Source organism: Clostridium mediterraneense (genome assembly GCF_900091705.1).
GTDB classification, from domain to species: domain Bacteria; phylum Bacillota; class Clostridia; order Clostridiales; family Clostridiaceae; genus Sarcina; species Sarcina mediterraneense.
Genome location: NZ_LT594785.1, coordinates 149,577 through 166,287, shown reverse-complemented (window position 1 = coordinate 166,287; position 16,711 = coordinate 149,577). Strand labels below are relative to the sequence as shown.

At 28.7% G+C, this 16,711-nt stretch carries 20 protein-coding genes; 5 read left to right on the top strand and 15 right to left on the bottom strand.

What is annotated here, in order from left to right; genetic code table 11:
* Positions 1–36: 36 nt before the first annotated feature.
* The 12 genes from BN8917_RS02755 to BN8917_RS02700 form a co-directional block, all read right to left on the bottom strand.
* Complete coding sequence (locus tag BN8917_RS02755) at positions 37–1,371, bottom strand: replicative DNA helicase (protein WP_066870318.1); 1,335 nt, start codon at positions 1,369–1,371, stop codon at positions 37–39.
* 187 nt (positions 1,372–1,558) lie between these two features.
* Positions 1,559–3,457, bottom strand: a complete 1,899-nt coding sequence (gene lonC, locus BN8917_RS02750) for a Lon family ATP-dependent protease (RefSeq protein ID WP_066870316.1) — start codon at positions 3,455–3,457, stop codon at positions 1,559–1,561.
* A 15-nt stretch (positions 3,458–3,472) separates the two neighbouring features.
* Complete coding sequence (gene rplI / locus BN8917_RS02745) at positions 3,473–3,916, bottom strand: 50S ribosomal protein L9 (RefSeq protein WP_066870313.1); 444 nt, start codon at positions 3,914–3,916, stop codon at positions 3,473–3,475.
* Entirely contained in the window at positions 3,916–5,727 is a 1,812-nt protein-coding gene (locus tag BN8917_RS02740; RefSeq protein WP_235829972.1) for a DHH family phosphoesterase, read from the bottom strand. The genes rplI and BN8917_RS02740 overlap by 1 nt, the downstream gene beginning before the upstream one ends.
* A gap of 172 nt (positions 5,728–5,899) precedes the next feature.
* A complete protein-coding gene (locus BN8917_RS02735) occupies positions 5,900–6,892 on the bottom strand; it encodes a DUF2232 domain-containing protein (RefSeq protein WP_066870307.1) in 993 nt (330 codons plus the stop codon).
* A 25-nt stretch (positions 6,893–6,917) separates the two neighbouring features.
* Positions 6,918–7,235: a MazG-like family protein gene (locus tag BN8917_RS02730; RefSeq protein WP_066870304.1), complete on the bottom strand. Its 318-nt coding sequence runs from the start codon at positions 7,233–7,235 to the stop codon at positions 6,918–6,920.
* 175 nt (positions 7,236–7,410) lie between these two features.
* The gene (gene rpsR, locus BN8917_RS02725) at positions 7,411–7,656 is read right to left on the bottom strand and encodes a 30S ribosomal protein S18 (RefSeq protein ID WP_066870301.1); all 246 of its coding nucleotides are present in this window, start codon (positions 7,654–7,656) and stop codon (positions 7,411–7,413) included.
* 26 nt (positions 7,657–7,682) lie between these two features.
* On the bottom strand, positions 7,683–8,123 hold the full coding sequence (locus BN8917_RS02720) for a single-stranded DNA-binding protein (protein WP_066870298.1): 441 nt from the start codon (positions 8,121–8,123) through the stop codon (positions 7,683–7,685).
* 16 nt (positions 8,124–8,139) lie between these two features.
* A complete protein-coding gene (rpsF, locus tag BN8917_RS02715) occupies positions 8,140–8,427 on the bottom strand; it encodes a 30S ribosomal protein S6 (RefSeq protein WP_066870295.1) in 288 nt (95 codons plus the stop codon).
* 154 nt (positions 8,428–8,581) lie between these two features.
* Entirely contained in the window at positions 8,582–8,776 is a 195-nt protein-coding gene (locus BN8917_RS02710) for a DUF951 domain-containing protein (protein ID WP_066870292.1), read from the bottom strand.
* Positions 8,777–8,793: 17 nt separating this feature from the next.
* Complete coding sequence (locus BN8917_RS02705) at positions 8,794–9,669, bottom strand: mechanosensitive ion channel family protein (protein WP_066870289.1); 876 nt, start codon at positions 9,667–9,669, stop codon at positions 8,794–8,796.
* A gap of 22 nt (positions 9,670–9,691) precedes the next feature.
* Positions 9,692–9,937, bottom strand: a complete 246-nt coding sequence (locus tag BN8917_RS02700) for a putative Se/S carrier protein (protein ID WP_066870286.1) — start codon at positions 9,935–9,937, stop codon at positions 9,692–9,694.
* Between the two features lie 160 nt (positions 9,938–10,097).
* On the opposite strand from BN8917_RS02700, the gene BN8917_RS02695 reads away from it, so the two are divergent.
* The 5 genes from BN8917_RS02695 to yyaC all read left to right on the top strand — a co-directional run bounded on the left by BN8917_RS02695 (position 10,098) and on the right by yyaC (position 14,446).
* Positions 10,098–10,754 carry a LysE family translocator gene (locus BN8917_RS02695; RefSeq protein ID WP_066870283.1) on the top strand — a complete coding sequence of 219 codons (657 nt, stop codon included), beginning with the start codon at positions 10,098–10,100 and terminating at the stop codon, positions 10,752–10,754.
* A 94-nt stretch (positions 10,755–10,848) separates the two neighbouring features.
* Positions 10,849–11,553, top strand: coding sequence for a LysE family translocator (locus BN8917_RS02690; protein ID WP_235829970.1), 705 nt, complete (start codon positions 10,849–10,851; stop codon positions 11,551–11,553).
* Between the two features lie 10 nt (positions 11,554–11,563).
* Positions 11,564–12,721: an aminotransferase class V-fold PLP-dependent enzyme gene (locus tag BN8917_RS02685; protein ID WP_066870277.1), complete on the top strand. Its 1,158-nt coding sequence runs from the start codon at positions 11,564–11,566 to the stop codon at positions 12,719–12,721.
* Between the two features lie 2 nt (positions 12,722–12,723).
* Entirely contained in the window at positions 12,724–13,800 is a 1,077-nt protein-coding gene (gene ytvI / locus BN8917_RS02680; RefSeq protein ID WP_066870274.1) for a sporulation integral membrane protein YtvI, read from the top strand.
* Positions 13,801–13,849: 49 nt separating this feature from the next.
* Positions 13,850–14,446 (top strand): spore protease YyaC, encoded by a 597-nt coding sequence (yyaC, locus tag BN8917_RS02675; RefSeq protein WP_096030710.1) that lies wholly within the window; start codon positions 13,850–13,852, stop codon positions 14,444–14,446.
* Positions 14,447–14,501: 55 nt separating this feature from the next.
* Here the strand turns inward: yyaC and BN8917_RS02670 are convergent, their stop codons facing one another.
* Genes BN8917_RS02670 through BN8917_RS02660 form a run of 3 tightly spaced genes read right to left on the bottom strand, consistent with a single transcriptional unit; the run spans position 14,502 to position 16,694 of the window.
* Entirely contained in the window at positions 14,502–14,999 is a 498-nt protein-coding gene (locus tag BN8917_RS02670; RefSeq protein ID WP_066870267.1) for a DUF4446 family protein, read from the bottom strand.
* 58 nt (positions 15,000–15,057) lie between these two features.
* Positions 15,058–15,921: a ParB/RepB/Spo0J family partition protein gene (locus BN8917_RS02665; RefSeq protein WP_066870265.1), complete on the bottom strand. Its 864-nt coding sequence runs from the start codon at positions 15,919–15,921 to the stop codon at positions 15,058–15,060.
* On the bottom strand, positions 15,921–16,694 hold the full coding sequence (locus BN8917_RS02660; RefSeq protein WP_066870262.1) for a ParA family protein: 774 nt from the start codon (positions 16,692–16,694) through the stop codon (positions 15,921–15,923). Before BN8917_RS02660 ends, BN8917_RS02665 begins: the two co-directional genes overlap by 1 nt.
* Positions 16,695–16,711: the final 17 nt, after the last annotated feature.

The window sequence follows — 16,711 nt, the reverse complement described above, 5'->3', positions numbered from 1 at the left end:
AAAGCACACAAAGACAAAAGTCTTGTATGCTTTATATTATTCTATATCTGATAAATCTAAATTACCAAATCTACTGTATTGTCCAAGCCATGCTAATTTAACTGTACCAACTGGGCCGTTTCTTTGCTTGGCTATAATACATTCACCAATATTTTTATCTTCAGTTTCTTTATTATAATATTCATCTCTATAAAGGAACATTACAAGGTCAGCATCCTGCTCAATAGATCCTGATTCTCTAAGGTCAGAAAGCATTGGTCTATGGTCTGCTCTTTGCTCTGGCGCACGAGAAAGCTGTGATAATGCTATTACAGGACATTTCATTTCCTTTGCAATTGCTTTTATATTTCTTGAGATTTCTGAAACCTCTTGTTGTCTACTTTCTTCACCACTACCACTCATAAGTTGAAGGTAGTCAATAAGAATAAGATCAATTCCATGCTCGGCTTTAAGTTTTCTACATTTTGATCTCATTTCCATAATAGAAACACCTGCTGTATCATCTATGTAAATTTTTGCTGATGATAAAGGCCCTGCTGCTCTAGCTATGTTTTCCCAGTCTTTATCTTCTAATTGACCAGTTCTAAGACTAAGCATATCAACACTTGCTTGAGAACATAATAATTTATATGCAAGTTGTTCTTTAGACATTTCTAGTGAAAATATAACTACACTTTTTCCTTCTTTTAATGCTGCATGTTCTGCTATATTAAGGGCAAATGTTGTTTTACCCATTGATGGTCTAGCAGCTATAAGCACCATGTCCCCTGCTTGGAACCCAGATGTTTTATCATCAAGATCAGTGAATCCTGAACCTACCCCTGTTATCTCACCTTTATTATTATAAAGTCTTTCGATTTCTTCAAATCCTCTTTCTAAAACCGCACTAATTGGTTCAAAGTCTCCAGAGTTTTTAGTCTCAGATATATCAAATATCTTCTTTTCAGCTCCATCAACTACTTTTAGAACATCGCCTTGATTATTATAACAACTAGATATTATGTCAGTGGAAGCTTTAATAAGTCTTCTTAAAATAGCTTTATCTGAAACTATTTTTATATAATCCCCAACATTTTCAGCACTGACAACTCCAGCTTCCATTTCAGCTATGTAAGTTATACCACCAGCTTTTTCGAGTCTATCATTTGATTTTAAATATTCTATTAAAGTAACTTGGTCAACAGCATCATCTCTTTGAAACATTTCAACGATACTTTTAAAAATAACCTTATGTGAATCTCTATAGAAATCATCAGCTGACAAAGCTTCTGCACTTTTAGCTATAGCTGCTCTTTCCACCATCATTGCTCCAAGTACAGCTTGTTCTGCCTCAATACTTTGTGGCAGGCTTTTCATTACTGGTGCATCCATATCTCTTCCTCCTAATCTTTTAATAGTCTCTTACTCCATTTTATTTCGCTCTATTATTGCAAACTTAATTATGCAACATTTAATTCTTTTTTACAAGAAACTTATTCTTTTCAATCTTCTTATATTATATCATCTTACACTCTTTTTAATCAAAAGGAGCATACATTTTTAGTATGCTCCTTATTTCTTATGAAAATGCTATTTCCATAAGTTCTTCTATATTATTAAGTGCCTTAACTTCAATATCTGTTAATCCACTAGGTATTTCTCTTTTATTATCTATTGGAACAGTTACAAGTTTAATTCCTTTTCTTCTAGCTCCATAGATCTTTTCAAAAATTCCTCCAACTGGTTTTATATGACCTCTTAAAGAAATTTCTCCTGTTACAGCTAAATCTTGTCTTATAGGTTTATTTAATAGTGAACTTATAATACAAAGAGTTATAGCAGCTCCAGCTGATGGTCCATCTATTTTTCCACCACCAACTACATTTACATGGATATCATAATCTCTGATATCTTTATCAGTAACTTTTCTTATAACTGATGCAGCATTAAATACTGAATCTTTAGCCATAGAACCTGCAGTATCATTAAATCTGATTTTACCTGTTCCTTCTTTTTTAGCCTTAAAGGTAACTGCTTCAATTTCTAAAGTTGAACCAAGGAATCCTGCAACTCCAAGACCATAAACTTTTCCAACTTCTTTTGTATTAAGATCTTCAAACTTTTCATATGGAACAAATCTTCCGATGCTAAGAACTTCTTCAACATCCTTTAGCATTATCTTAACTCTCTTAGGTTCTTTGCTCTTACTTCTTAGAAGCGCCTGTCCATAGGCATCTGCTAATATGTTTACAGCCTTTCTTCCTTCGATTGTATAATTTGCTATAAGTTTATCTATTCCAGCTTCTAATGTTGCTGAAAGTTTCTTTGCAGCATTTCTTATTATTTTTTCTATATCAGCTGAACTTAAAGGTTCAAAATAAACTTCTGTACATCTTGATCTTACAGCAGGATTTATTTCTCCTGGGCTTCTTGTAGTTGCTCCTATCATAACAAAATCTGCTGGAGCTCCTTTATCAAATAAGTACTTAATATATTTTGGAACATTCTTATCATCTGGGTCATAGTAAGATGAAGTAAATTCAACTCTCTTATCTTCTAGAACCTTTAATAATTTATTTTGTAAGAATGAATCAAGTTCTCCTATTTCATCAATAAATAAGATACCACCATGAGCTTCTGTTACAAGCCCAGTCTTTGGTTCTGGAACTCCTATTTCAGCAAGATCTCTCTTACTTCCTTGATATATCGGATCATGTACTGAACCTAAAAGAGGGTTTGAAATTTCTCTTGGGTCCCATCTTAAAGTTGTTCCATCAACTTCAACAAATTTTGAATCATCATTAAAAGCTGAATTCTTAATTTTCTTAGCTTCTTCTAAAGCTATTCTAGCAGCAGTTGTCTTACCAACCCCTGGAGGTCCGTAAAGAATTATATGCTGTGGATATGGTGATACAAGTTTTGAAACTAATGATTTAATAGCTCTTTCTTGACCAACAATCTCTTTAAAACTATCAGGTCTTAATAATGACATAATATTTTTACTTGGAATTTTATTATCTAAATCCTCTAAGTTTTTAAGCTTCTTTAAAGTATTAGCATTTTCAGGACCTTTTTTCTTTCTTATAATTTCAAGTCTCATGTCATCCATGTACTTTTCTTGTTTTTCTTGTAGAGTTTTTTCAAGCTCTCCATTAATCTTTTTCTTTAAATATCTCTTAGCAAGCTCTGTAGAAATAAAATTACATGTTTCTTCTAAAACTTTTTCAGCATTCTTTTCATCTGGAACTACTTTTATTCCATTACCTTCTGAAACTATCGTATTTAAAGCAAATAGCTTTTCATATACATTTTCTGAATTAACATACTTTTGAAGTTTGAATCTTACAACTCTAGCTCTCATAGCACCATCATCTAGCATCTTAGTTGCTACATCAAACAATACTTCTACTTGAGTTTCTAAACTAAGCCCATCTGTCATAAGATAGCTTATTACTTTATTCTCATCTACTGATTTCAAATTTTAATCCCCCTTCTATGCAGGAACAACCATTACCTTCATCTTTGTTGATACTTCTGGGTATAATTTAACTTCTATATTGTAAGTACCAGCAATCTTTATTGTTTCCATTACTATCTTCTTTTTATCAATTTTAACATTGAAGTTCTTTTCTATAAGTGCTGCTACATCTTTATTTGTAATAGCTCCAAATAGTTTTCCATTGTCTCCTGATTTTGATTCTATTTTAATAACTTTATCTTTTAAATCTGCTGCAAGCTTTTGAGCTGCTTCTATTTCAGCAAGTTTTTCTTTTCTTTCTATAGCCTTTTTAGCATTTAAGATGTGTAAATTTGCATCTGTTGCTAATTCAGCAATCTTCTTAGGTAGTAAGTAATTTCTTGCATATCCATCTGATGCTTCTATAACATCACCTTTTTTTCCTAATTTTTTATCATCTTTTAATAATATAACTTTCATTATTTATCACCCTTCTCTAAATATTTATTTAAAGTCTCCTTAAGTCTACTCTTAGCTTCTTCAATGCTTATATTAGCAAATTGAGCTCCTGCCATAGTTCTATGACCTCCACCTCCAAGTGCCTCCATAATTATTTGAACATTGACCTCACCAAGTGATCTTGAACTTAAATAAACTACATTATCAATTTTTACAAAAACAAAAGAACACTCAATACCTATAATATTTAAAAGTTCATCTGCCCCTTGAGCAGCAAATGCAATTTCTGATATATTAGGTGGACAAACAGCTATTGCTATTCCATCCTTAACTTCTGCAGACCTTATTACATCTGCTTTAGCTATATAACTCTTTAAGTCATTACTAAATAACTTTTTAACTTCTACTGTATCTGCTCCTAATTTTCTTAAAACTGCTGCTGCCTCAAAAGTTCTTACACCTGTTTTAAAAGTGAAATTCTTAGTATCCATACATATTCCAGCTAAAAGTGCTTCTGCTTCTAAAACTTTTAACTTAGGCTTTTCTATCATATACTGAATTAACTCTGTAACAAGTTCAGAAGTTGAAGAGGCATATATTTCATTATAAGTTAGTAAAGTATTTTTGATATAATCTGTACTTTTTCTATGATGGTCTATAATAACTACTCTATCACAACTTTTCAATAAATCAATATTTGAGACATAACCTGTGTTATGTACATCTGTTATTATTAACAATGATTTATTATCAATTTTTTTAATAATCTCCTTAGAACTTACAATTAAACCTTTATATTCCTCTTTCGATCTAATATCTTTTAAAAAGAAATCTATAGATTTTGTATCATTTTCTAAGACTATATTACACTCTTTACCTAGCTGCTTAACTGCTGAAGCTAAGCCAAAAGCTGCTCCAAAGCAATCCATATCAGGATTTTTATGACCCATTATATAAATATGATTACTTTCATAAATTAAATTTCTTATAGCATGAGCTACAACTCTAGCTCTAACTCTAGTTCTTTTTTCAAGCTCTGGAGTATTTCCACCAAATATTTCAGTCCTATCTTTTGACTTAATAACTACTTGGTCTCCACCTCTTCCAAGAGCAAGCTCTAAAGCCTTACTAGCATACTTTTGATTTTCTTGTGGGCTATTTCCTTCAATTCCCACTCCTATACTAAGAGTTAATCCTGAAGTATTCCCAACATTTATTTCTCTAACTAAATCTAAAATATTAAACTTTTTAGATACTTCATTATCTATTTCAGAATTTAAAACAGAAAGAATATATTTATTATAATCATACTTTTGTACCATTGCTCCAAGTGATATAGCATAATTATTTATCGTTCTTTGTATTTCAGCAATTAATAAAGGTCTTTTATCTTCTTCAAGGTCAGCTTCAACTAACTTTAAGTTATCAACTTCGATAATCATTACACCTTGTTTAATTGTTTCTTTTGAATATGTTATATCAGTAAAATTAACAATCATTAATTCTTCATTATTATCGTCTATAACCTTGTTACCATATACCTCATACATAGTATTATCTATTTCTATTATCTCAGAACAACCTTTTTTACACTTTGATATATTATCAATATCAAGTCCTCTAACAACTGCAATTAGCTTATTATTTTTAATACTTTGTGATGAATATAAATTTTTAAAAGCATTATTAAACCAAATAATTCTTTCATCTGAATTTATAACAACCACTGGATGTATAATATCTAATGCACTATTTTTTATGCTATTCTTAATCTGTAAAGCAATTTGTTCACTTTTTTTATGACTAAATTCTTCTTTCTTTAAAAATTCCATGAATTTTATATTTAATAATATCAAATAAAGTATGGATAGTAAAATACCTAGAAATAGTTTTCTCTCCAAATAGCATATAATCAATATAAAGATACAGAGTATAGTTGCAATAGTTAATTTATTGTACTTTTTTAATTTCATAAATATCAACTCTCCTCTTTATTAACTTAAATTATTTTATATTCACTTTTCTTCTTATAAAACTTCCTAAACTATTTGGATCTATACCTCTATAATCTAATATTATATCTACAAGTCCAAAGGCAACTAAAAAGAAAACAAATCCAGATAAAAATAGAAATACACATACCATATTAGATGTAAATCTACTAAGTTTTAATTTTTCTCTTAAGAAATATGAAGCAAGAGCTAATCCTTGTACTACCATAAGTAATCCTACTATATACCAAGCTGCTTCAAATAAAGTTCCTCCTTGTGAAACTCCATTCTTTTTAAGTTCTAATCCTATAAGAGCGATAACTATTAAACTAGCAATTACTTTAGCATCTATGTACCATTTAGAAAAACTACTCATTTCATTAACTTTATATCCAAGCTTTTGTAATATTCTTTTAGATATAATAAAACTAACTATTGAGCTTATAAATGAATAGAATAAAATTCCTACTGGAATTATTATCAGAAGCTTTTGTAAATTAAAGCTTGCGAGCATTTCTTGCATTTTAACAGCCTGTGGATTATTAGCCCCAACGCTTGAAAGTTGAGCTGATAAGGACTTAAACTCTGCTAGCATACTTGTAAGACCATCCATAAATCCTTTTCCACCAAATAAATACATACTCATTAATAGTGTTGTTACTACTACAAATATATTAGAAATTATAAGATAAAATAAAATTGTATTTCCCGATTTTTTATTTCTTATTCCATAGCCAAGTGGAATACCAATAAATCCTGCGTAAAATATAGTATAAACCCCTAGTACTGGACCAAGTGAAATTCCTACTAAAATTGCACTTACTAATACCGATAATACAGATACCTTTAGTTTATACTTTATATATAGCACTGCAACTGGAATTGCTACTAATATATTTCCTAGGACATATAATCCTGGAAGACTTGTTAAAAGTGAAAGTATAAAAATTATACCAGTAAGTAACGCCCCTTCTACTAAAGGCTTACTTTTTAGATTATTATTCATTTTTTCCTCCCAACTTTAATAGAAATTAAAGCTTATTCTTAAAGTGTCTTAATAATTTACTAAGGCTCTTTCCTTCTCTTTCTAAGACGTCATCTTCTATTATAGCCATCTTTAAACTTTTCTTTACACTATCATCTACTTCCATAGCACTATATCCAAGTTTTTCAGCTAAAACATATAAGACTATTACTAATGAGCCAATACAATCTATTATTACATTTTTTGTTGCACCAGCTCCCTTTGTAAGAAGAGTAAATAATTCTCCCGTTATACAAATAAGTTGAGCCTTTAATTCTTCTATTGCTTTTATATTACCCATTATATTAAAATTATCCTTTTTCATAAAATCCCCCATACACCTAATGTCTTTTATTTAATTGTAAATTTTTTCACCTTTTTATGCAACTAAAAACTAAGCTCTGGTGCTGGCTATACTTATAGTTTATTTAAAAGATAAAATATTATTATTGTTTTATATAATAAAAAAACCCTGGCATATAGCCAGGGCATAAACATTACTATTCTGTTGTGTATGGTAGTAATGCGATATTTCTTGATCTCTTTATTGCTTCTGTTAATGTTCTTTGGTGCTTTGCACATGTTCCTGAAATTCTTCTTGGTAATATCTTACCTCTTTCAGTGATGTACTTCTTTAACTTTGGAACATCTTTGTAATCTATTTCAGTAGCTTTTTCTGCACAGAAAGCACAAACTTTCTTTCTGCCTCTTCTCATTTTGCTACTTCTTCTCATTTCTCTGCTCATTTTCTTACCTCCTTACTGTTAAAAAATTAAAACGGAATATCTCCATCATCAATTGGCATCATATCATCATCTGATGTGTCGTTAAAATTACTTGCTGAATCAAAAACTGAAGGTTCATCATTTCCATTGCTGTAAGATGAATTACCTCTCATTCCGCCATTATTTTCAGATATAAACTCAAAACTATCGATTATTACATCAGTAGTATACTTTCTAGTTCCATCTTTAGCGTCATAGCTTCCTGTTCTTATGTTTCCAGTAACAGCTAGTTGTCTACCTTTTGTTAGATATTGTGCTATAGTTTCACCAGTTTTACCAAATGCAATACAGTTGATAAAATCAGCTTCATCTCTTTTCATAGGTCTGTTTACTGCAAGAGTAAATCTAGTAACAGCAGTACCACTACCAGCTGCAAACCTAAGATCTGGATCTTTTGTAAGTCTTCCAATAAGAATAACCTTATTCATTACAATATCACCTCAATTAGTTTTCTTCTTTAACGATTATGTGTCTGATAACGCCATCTGTAATTCTGAATACTCTGTCTAATTCTTTTGGTAATTCAGCATCAGCAGTGAAGTTTATTAATGTGTAGAAACCTTCGTTTACTTTGTTTATTTCGTAAGCAAGTCTTCTCTTACCCCAGAAATCTACGTTTTCAACTGTTCCTCCACCATTTTCTATAACACCCTTGAATTTTTCGATTAAAGCCTTAACTGCTTCATCGTCTAATGATGGTTGTGCTACAAATATAGTTTCATACTTTCTCATCATCTACACCTCCTCCCTATGGACTCTGGCCGTACTTTATACGGCAGGGATTTACAATACAGTATTGTATCACTAAAAATTCAGTTAAGCAAGGATATTTGCAATTTATTTATTAGTTAAATTGTAAATTTTAATTACTTTTTCCAATGTAGCTTTATTCCTCACTTTTTTTAACTACTTTTTTAGCATCTTTTACAAATTTACTTCTTGGAAGCATTACTAACCTATTGCATCCTGTACATTTTATTTTTATATCAGCACCAAGTCTTATAACTTCCCAAGTATCTGAACCACAAGGATGACCTTTTTTCATTTGTACTATATCCCCTAATTCAAACTTATCAATCATAAATTTATTTACCTCCTTTATTTTATAACTTGTAATTTATTATATGGAATTTCTATTCCTGCTTCATCTAAAGCTTCTTTTATAACTTTTCTAAGTTCTGCTTCTACATTCCATTGAGTCATAGGCTTTGCTTCTCCTAAAACTCTTATAGTCATTCCTGAAGCTCCAAGATCTGTTACTCCTCTAACTATTGGAGCCTTAGTAACATCTTCATGTTCATTTGCAAATTTTTCACAAGCTACTTTTATAACATTTATAGCATTATCTATACTTTCTTCATATGCTATAGAAACATAAACATTAATTTGCATATTTCCTTTTGAATGATTAGAAACTACTGATATAAGCCCATTAGGAATAATATGATAAGCTCCTGAAAATTCTCTAAGAGTTGTTGTTCTTATTTCTATGCTTTCAACAATCCCTGTATATTTATCAATAGTTACATAATCTCCTACACTATATTGTTCTTCAAATAAAATAAAAATTCCATTTATAAGGTCTTTAACAAAACTTTGTGCTCCAAGACCTATAGCAACCCCTCCAACAGATGCAAATGCTAATGGTACTTGACCACCAATAATAATACCTATCATCATTAATATCCCAAAAAAATAAGCACTGTATTTTAAAATACTTTTTAAAAGTGTACCTAAAGTATTAGCTCTCTTTTCATTTATAGAGAATTTACTATTTATTTCAGATTGCTTTTCAACTATCTTATCAATTAATTTATTACCAAATTTAATAATTAATAAAACTAAAATTAGTATAATAACTATCATAACAAACTTTATAATAAATTTATTTATTACATCTGTATGAAATTGTAGTCCAAAAAAAGTAAATATTCCTAGTTTATCATTGAACCCAAATAACTTACTAAAGTCCAAATACTACACCTCCTATAACTCACTATTTATAAATTTTAAATCCTTCCTCATCTTTAAAATATATATTTTTAAACTTTATTTTTTCTTCATCTATAAGGCTATCTACAAGATTTATACTACGTTCATCAAATCTTAAACATATTCCACAACTTTTTGTTATATAAGTTGGTGTTGGCATTACCATAGCACTTATATTATTTTCTTGCATTGCTTTTTCTCCTGCCATAGCTTCATGAGTATTATTAAATACCATTATAAATAACTTCATTTAAATTGTTCCTCCCATAAACTTTATGTAATTGACCCTTTTAGTATATCCTAGTAAAAAAAATAATTAAATATAAATTTAATAACAAAACATTCTTTCATAAATACTACAATCTTTTATAATAGTATTATATATAATTAACAAAAGAAAAGGTGTTTTTATGTTTATATTTAAGGCAATTTTACTTGGGGCCATAACAGGTTTTAGTACATCACTACCACCTGGACCTGCAACAATGGAATCTGTTAAAAACACATTAAATAGCGGCTTTTGGGCTGGGTTAAAAGTTTCTGCTGGTTCTATAGTTGCAAATTACTTTTATCTATTATTGCTACATTTTGGACTTGATGAGGTACTAAATTCAAGTAGACATATAGAAGGTGTCTTTTGGATTTGTTCAGGAATAATCTTAATTATCTTTAATCAATATTCTCAAAATAAAAGTAAAAAAAGTTTTGAGAATACCAATAATGAAATTAGTTCTCAAAAGTTTTCCACATTTATTGCTGGATTTTTAATAACATTTTTAGATCCCTCTAATCCTTCAATATGGTTAGCATTAAGTGCTACTGTTATGAAAGACTGGCAACAAAACGGAACTTTATTTTATTACATAGCGTTATTATCAATGCTTGGAGCTACAATTATTTGGTTTACACTTATTAATGTAGTAGCTGCTATATCTTCTGAAAAATTAAAAGAAAAAAATCTTAATAGAAAAGCTTCTAATCTTATTTATTATATTCTTTGGATTTTATCAATAGGATTTATTATTAGTGGAATATTCACTCTACTTAATATAAATATAAAATTATAATAAATTAGATTCTTAATTTAGATACAGAATCTCTATTTTAGAGGTTCTTTTTTTACATAATATAATATCTAATTGTTAATAATGCCAAAACCTTATGAATATTCTAGATAATTATGATAATATTAAATATATCACTAAATACAAAGAAAAAGGTGTTATAATGTTTATTTTAAAAGCAATTTTTATTGGTTCAATAACAGGATTTAGTGCTTCTATTCCACCTGGACCTGCTAGTATAGAATCTATAAAATCATCTATAGATGATGGCTTTTGGTCTGGATTTAAAATATCACTTGGCGCAGTATTAGCTGATTATGTATATATATTATTAATACATTTTGGACTTTCTAGTTTATTAAGTTTTAATAAGAAAGTAGAAGCCTTATTCTGGATTATATCAGGAATAATCCTAATAATATTTAATAGATTTTCTCAAAAGTCTAGTAATAAAAATCTAGATAACCAAGAAAATATCAATAAAAGAAAGATTCCTGGACTACTTCAAGGATTTCTTTTAACATTTCTTAATCCATCTACTCCTTCAATTTGGATAGCAGTAAGTGGAACTGTTATGAAAGTATGGCTTAAACATGGTGATGCTTTTTATTATTTATGTTTAATATCTATGGTAGTAGCTACACTTCTATGGTTTATATTCCTTAATTTAATAGCTGCTAATGGAATTAAGAAATTTAAAAATGATAATCTTACTAATAATACTTCAAATGTAATCTATTATATACTTTATATATTAGCTATAATCTTTATTATTAGTGGATTAATAAAATTATTTATGTGAGGTTTAAATTATGAATGAATCTATTTATTTAGATAATGCAGCTACTAGCTTCCCAAAACCTAAATGTGTTGTAGATTCTATGACTGATTATATGATTAATAATGGTGGAAACCCATCTCGTGGTTCCTCTTCTACAGCTCTTGCTGGAAATAGAATTATTTTTGATACAAGGGAAGCTATAGCAAAGTTTTTTAATTTTGATAAAAGTGAAAATGTTATTTTTACTAATAATATAACTAGTTCAATTAATATAATATTAAATGCATTAGTTAAACCACATTATCATATAATAACATCTACAATGGACCATAATTCTGTTTTAAGACCACTTTATAAATTAAAAAATGACTTAAATATAGAATTAGATATTGTAGAAGCATCTAAAGAAGGATTTATTTCTGTTGAGTCTATAAAAGAAAAATGTAAGGAAAATACTAAGGTTATTATTTTATCTCATGCATCAAATCTAATAGGCTCAATTCAAGATATAAAATCAATAGGTAAGCTTTGCAAAGAGAAAAATATATTTTTTATAGTAGATTCTGCTCAAACTGCTGGAGTCATTCCAATAGATATGAAGGAATGTAATATAAATGCTCTTACTTTTACAGGACATAAATCTTTACTTGGTCCACAAGGAATCGGAGGCTTCATAATTGATGATAAGATAAATGAAGAAATGTCTTCTGTTTTTGTTGGTGGAACTGGAAGTTCTTCATCTTCATTAGAACAACCAAATAATCTACCAGATAAATTTGAATGTGGAACTTTGAATACAGTTGGTATAATTGGGCTTAAAGCAGGAATAGAATTTATAAATAAAGAAAATATTCTAAAGATTAGAGAGAAAGAAGAAATTCTTTGTCAGTATGCATTAGATAAGCTTTCAGATATAGACGATATAATAATTTATGGCTCTATAGATGCTAAAAAAAGAACTTCAACAATCTTATTTAATATAAAAAATATAGATCCATCTGACCTTGGATTCTATTTAGATTTTGAAAAGAAAATAATGACAAGAACTGGTCTACACTGTGCTCCACTTGCACATAAAACTATAGGTACTTATCCATCTGGTGGTGTTAGAATTAGTCTTGGATACTTTAATACAAAAGAAGAGATAGATTATTTAATTGAGGCTTTAAAAAATAAAAGCTGGAGGTAGAAATGAATTTATTTCTTAAAAAAATTGAATATTTACTTATCTTTTTTATTGCTTATACACTAATATTTTTAACTTTCTTTAGTACATTAAAATTTACTATCCCATTCATCTTAGCTTTAATATTTTCATTTATCTTAAGAGAACCTACAAGATTTTTGATAAGAAAGCTTAAGATGAAAGGATGGTTAGCATCACTATTAACCACATCTATATTTTTTATTTTAATAGTCACAGGAACTACTCTTTTAATATTTGTACTCGTCATAGAAATTAGCGAAATAATTAAATATCTACAAAATTTACTTTCTATATATGGTAGTGACTTTACTAATTACTTTTCTAATATACAAAATGCTATAAATGAATTTAATATATTTAATATAGATTTAGACCCTAAAATAATAACAATAATAAAAAATAATCTAGCTACCTCTTTAGATTCTTTAATAAATGGAGCATTAAATATCAGTACTTCAGTTTTAGAATCAATACTAAAATATTTAGGCTATGTTCCTTATATTTTAATAGCTACTATTTGTACAATCATATCTACTTATTTTTTCACTAAAGCAATTAGTGCTAATAACAATGGACAAACCTTAAAGAAATTTCTTCCAAACAAAAGTGATAAAGCTAAATCTATTTTTGAACATTCTAAACATATGTTAATTAATTATACTGTTTCATATATGTTTATAATCTTTTTATCAATGGCCTTTACCTTTATTGGTTTTTATATTTTAGGCATAGATTTTGCACTTATCCTTAGTATAATAGCTGGTATTCTTGACCTACTTCCTATTGTCGGAATGGCAATGGTTTATATACCTTTAGCTATAATTAATATACTTAACGGTAATACACTAATAGCTATTTTAATATTAGTCTTATATGGACTTGTATGTTTATTTAGACAAATAATTGAGCCTAAAATAATGGCAAGTTCCCTAGGGATACACCCTGTATTATCAATTGCAGCTTTATTTATAGGTATGCAAATAGATGGCTTTGTTGGTGTTATATTCTGCTTATTCTTAGTAGTGAGTTATAATATTCTAAAAAAAGTTAATATAATTTAGTATAAATACCTCTTTAGTTGATAATAATTCCACTATGGAGGTGTTTATTTTGGAAAACAATATTTATATAAACTCTTATGATAAAAACTCTTCTTTTTTAATAAGAGATTACCTTTATTCAAACCTTAAATATAAAATTAAATCTAACCATAATATAGTTTTTTTATGTATTGGCTCAGATAGATCCACTGGCTATTCTCTTGGTCCAATAATAGGTCAAAAAATTAAATCCTTAGAAAGAGATAATTTATATGTTTATGGTACTCTTGAAAACCCAGTTTATAGTCAAAATATAACCTCTACTTTAGAAGAGATTAATAAAAATATTAAAAAGCCTTTTATAGTTTTAATAGATGCATGCCTAGGACCTGTTGATAAAGTTGGTAATGTAATAATGAAAAAATCTCACTTGATTCCTAATATAGCTATTAATGACTCTATCCCAACAGTCGGAGAGCTTAGTATACTCGGAGTCGTTAATTTCTCAACTAAAATGGATTTTACATTACTTCAAACAACAAGATTATTTACAGTTATGAATATAGCAAATTCCATATCAATTGGAATTCACTTATTTATAATGAAAGCACTAGGTTATTCAAAAAATCAAAACCTAAAATTTACTCTGGAAAATATTCTAGGTTAATTTTATTCCACATAAAAAAAGGATGTCTATATAGACATCCTCTAAAATTCTTATATTATTTACTCATAGCCTCACTTAAAGCTTGCATTTCTTCATCTGATAAATCATATCTTGAAATACCCTTATCTATTGGTTTAGCATAAGTAGTACTTTCCATTCTTCCATATATACCTGTAATAATAGCTCCATCATTATTACCATCTAATAAAGCTACTGAGAAACTTAAATCACTTCCTACATCTTCAAAAGCTTTATATCTAACAACAGCAACTTTTTGAACACTCTTACTTAAGCTTGATTCTATTCTGCTAAATCTACCTGCTATATCAGTTGTATTTACTTCTATGCTTTGTACTTTATTTAAGTACTCTTCCATTACAGCTTCAAGGTCTTTATTTTCATTACCTTTCATCATCTTATTGTACTTACTCTTAATTGATCCAACTTTAGCAAATGAAATTATTATAAGAATAAATTCTAATACTACTATTACTGCAAGCGCTATTGCTATAAATGCAATATTTTGATTTATAACATCTAAAAAATTGTTCACCTAAAATACATCCTTCCTGCCAATGTTCCACGTAGAACATTTTATATTGTGAAACATCCTATAAATTAATTATGTCTAAAATTCTTTGTAAATCCTCTTCTGAATAATACTCTATTTCTATCTTACCTTTATTCTTATTAGAATTTATATTAACCTTTGTGCCAAAGTAATCTTGAAGCTTATCCTTTATATCTTTATAATAAGGATTCATTTTCTTTTCCTCTTTAGGCTGTTCTTCTTTATTTTCCTTTGACTTTAAAAATTTTATAAAACTTTCTACTTCTCTTACAGATAATCCATCATCTATAATTTTTTGAGCAACTTTATATTGTTCGTCACCTGATAAGCTTAAAAGCACTTTCCCATGTCCTTCTGAAATGACACCTTGTATTATGTACTCTTGAACTCTTGAATCTAAATTAAGTAATCTCATAACATTAGCAATAGCTGTTCTTGACTTTCCAAGCTTACGAGATAATACTTCTTGAGTTAAGTTAAACTCTTCTTTTAGCTTTTTATAAGCTAATGCCTCTTCTATGGCATTTAAATTTTCTCTTTGTATATTTTCTATTAAAGATATTTGTAATAATTCTTCATTACTCATTTCTTTAATAATAACAGGAACTTTTTTAACTTTTGCAAGCTTTGCAGCTCTCCATCTTCTTTCTCCTGCAATAATAGTATATTTATCTTCCTCTACTTTTTGAACTATTAAAGGTTGTATTATCCCATGCTCTTTAATTGATTGAGACAACTCTGCTATCTTACTATTATCAAAAAACTTTCTTGGTTGATCAATATTTGCATCTATAGAATCTATATCTATTTTCACAAACCCATCTTTTGTTTTAGTTTCTTCTACATTAGTATCTCCAGGAATTAATGCTTCTAAACCCTTACCTAATCCAAATTTTTTTACCACTATAATTCAACTCCCTGTCTTTTTAAAAACTCATTTGTGACATCCTCATAGGCTTTAGCCCCTCTGCACTTATCATCGTATAAAACTATAGGAAGTCCAAAACTTGGAGCCTCTGCAAGTCTTATATTTCTCGGAATAGTTGATTCATATAGTTTATCATTAAAGTAAGATTTGACTTCTTTGTAGACTTCATTACTTAGATTAGTTCTTCCATCATACATAGTCATTATTACACCTTCAATCTCTAAATTTGGATTTAAAGATTTCTTAACTAAATTAACTGTATTTATAAGTTGTCCAACACCTTCTAATGCATAATATTCTGCTTGTATAGGTATTAAGACAGATTCAGAAACAACTAATGCATTTATAGTTAACATACCTAATGAAGGTGGGCAATCTATAAATACAAAATCAAATTTATCTTTAACTTTTTCTAATTGATTTTTTAGGATAAATTCTCTCTTTTCTTTTCCCATAACCTCTATTTCAGCTCCTGCTAAATCCATATTAGCTGGTGCAACATAAAGATTCTCTACTAATTGACTTTGTACTAATATATCTGTGATAGATACACTCCCAGCTAATACATCATACATTGATTTATCAACTTTTCTTTTATCTATCCCAACACCACTAGTAGTATTTCCTTGTGGGTCAATATCTATTGCTAAAACTTTATACCCTAGGGTTGCTAGATAAGAACATACATTGATATTAGTAGTTGTTTTACCTACTCCACCCTTTTGGTTAAAAATACATATAGTTTTCATAATACTCCCAAAATGAA